Annotated in this window: 1 protein-coding gene and 1 pseudogene; both read left to right on the forward strand. The window is 41.7% G+C overall.

Annotation, left to right across the window (positions count from 1 at the left end; translation table 11 throughout):
• Nucleotides 1-475 precede the first annotated feature (475 nt).
• Entirely contained in the window at nucleotides 476-817 is a 342-nt protein-coding gene (atpB, locus tag ACFIJR_RS08950; protein WP_375621879.1) for a F0F1 ATP synthase subunit A, read from the forward strand.
• Nucleotides 818-996: 179 nt separating this feature from the next.
• Nucleotides 997-1536, forward strand: a pseudogene (locus tag ACFIJR_RS08955) (cytochrome c oxidase subunit 3).
• The last annotated feature ends 98 nt before the right edge of the window (nucleotides 1537-1634 follow it).

Genomic DNA, 1634 nt, shown 5'->3' on the forward strand with positions numbered 1-1634 from the left:
GATTTATCACTATCACAACAACACTCCCTACACTATATCTTATTACACAATTAAAACTGCTAAACATACACTACCATCAACCCCCCCGACAAAAAAACTCTCATAAGCAAGCCCCCAATAGCTACTGACAACTAAAATGAACGAAAATCTGTTTACCCTATTCGCAACTCCAATAATCCTAAATCAACCTGCCACAATCCCCATCATTATATTTCCCATATTATTAATCCCAACGTCCAAACATCTCATTAACAACCGACTAATCACTATCCAACGCAACCTAGTACTATTCACTCTAAAACAAATAATAATAACCCATAATGCTAAGGGGCGAACCTGATCTCTAATACTAATATCCCTAATTACCTTTATTACCACAACTAACCTTCTGGGACTCCTACCCCATTCATTTACACCCACCACCCAACTATCCATAAACCTCGCTATAGCAATCCCCTTATGAGCTGCCACAGTAATCACAGGCCTTCGCTTTAAAACCAAAAGCTCCCTAGCTCACCTCCTACCACAAGGCACACCAACATTACTCATCCCCATACTAGTAATAATCGAAACCATTAGCCTGGTCATCCAACCAGTAGCCCTAGCCGTACGCTTAACTGCTAACATTACGGCTGGTCACCTGCTAATACACCTAGTTGGAAACGCAACACTAACACTACTAACTATCAGCCCCCCCGCTACTTCACTGATCTTCACACTCCTGACACTACTCACCATCCTAGAAATCGCAGTTGCTCTAATCCAAGCCTACGTTTTCACACTTCTAGTTAGCCTTTATTTACACAACAACACCTAATGGCCCACCAATCCCATGCTTACCACATAGTCAAACCCAGCCCCTGACCACTAGCAGGGGCTCTATCAGCCCTTCTAACAACATCCGGCTTAGCCATATGATTTCACTTCTATTCCACCACTCTATTAACACTAGGTCTACTAACCACAACACTAACCCTTCACCAATGATGACGCGATATCGTACGAGAAAGCACTTATCAAGGACATCACACGACACCCGTTCAAAAAAACCTTCGATATGGCATAGTCCTATTCATTATCTCAGAAGTCTTCTTCTTTACCGGGTTCTTCTGAGCATTCTACCACTCAAGCCTAGCCCCAACCCCTTATTTAGGGGGCCACTGGCCACCAACAGGTATTACCCCATTAAATCCCTTAGAAGTACCCCTTCTAAATACCTCTGTATTATTAGCATCAGGAGTAACAATTACCTGAACTCACCACAGCCTTATAAACAACAATCGAAAACAAACAACCCAGGCTCTACTCATCACAATTCTACTAGGCATCTATTTCACCTTACTACAAATTTCAGAGTACTTTGAAGCACCCTTCACCATTTCCGACGGTATTTATGGCTCAACATTCTTTATCGCTACGGGTTTCCATGGACTCCACGTCATCATTGGATCCACTTTCCTCCTTATCTGTCTCATCCGCCAACTATTATATCACTTCACACCAAACCACCACTTCGGCTTTGAAGCTGCCGCTTGATATTGACACTTTGTAGATGTTGTATGATTACTCCTCTACATCTCTATTTACTGATGAGGATCCTAAAAAAAAAAAAAAAAAAAAAAAAAAAAAAAAAA

The organism is Bartonella sp. OD88NMGDW (genome assembly GCF_042193775.1).
Lineage (GTDB): Bacteria > Pseudomonadota > Alphaproteobacteria > Rhizobiales > Rhizobiaceae > Bartonella > Bartonella grahamii.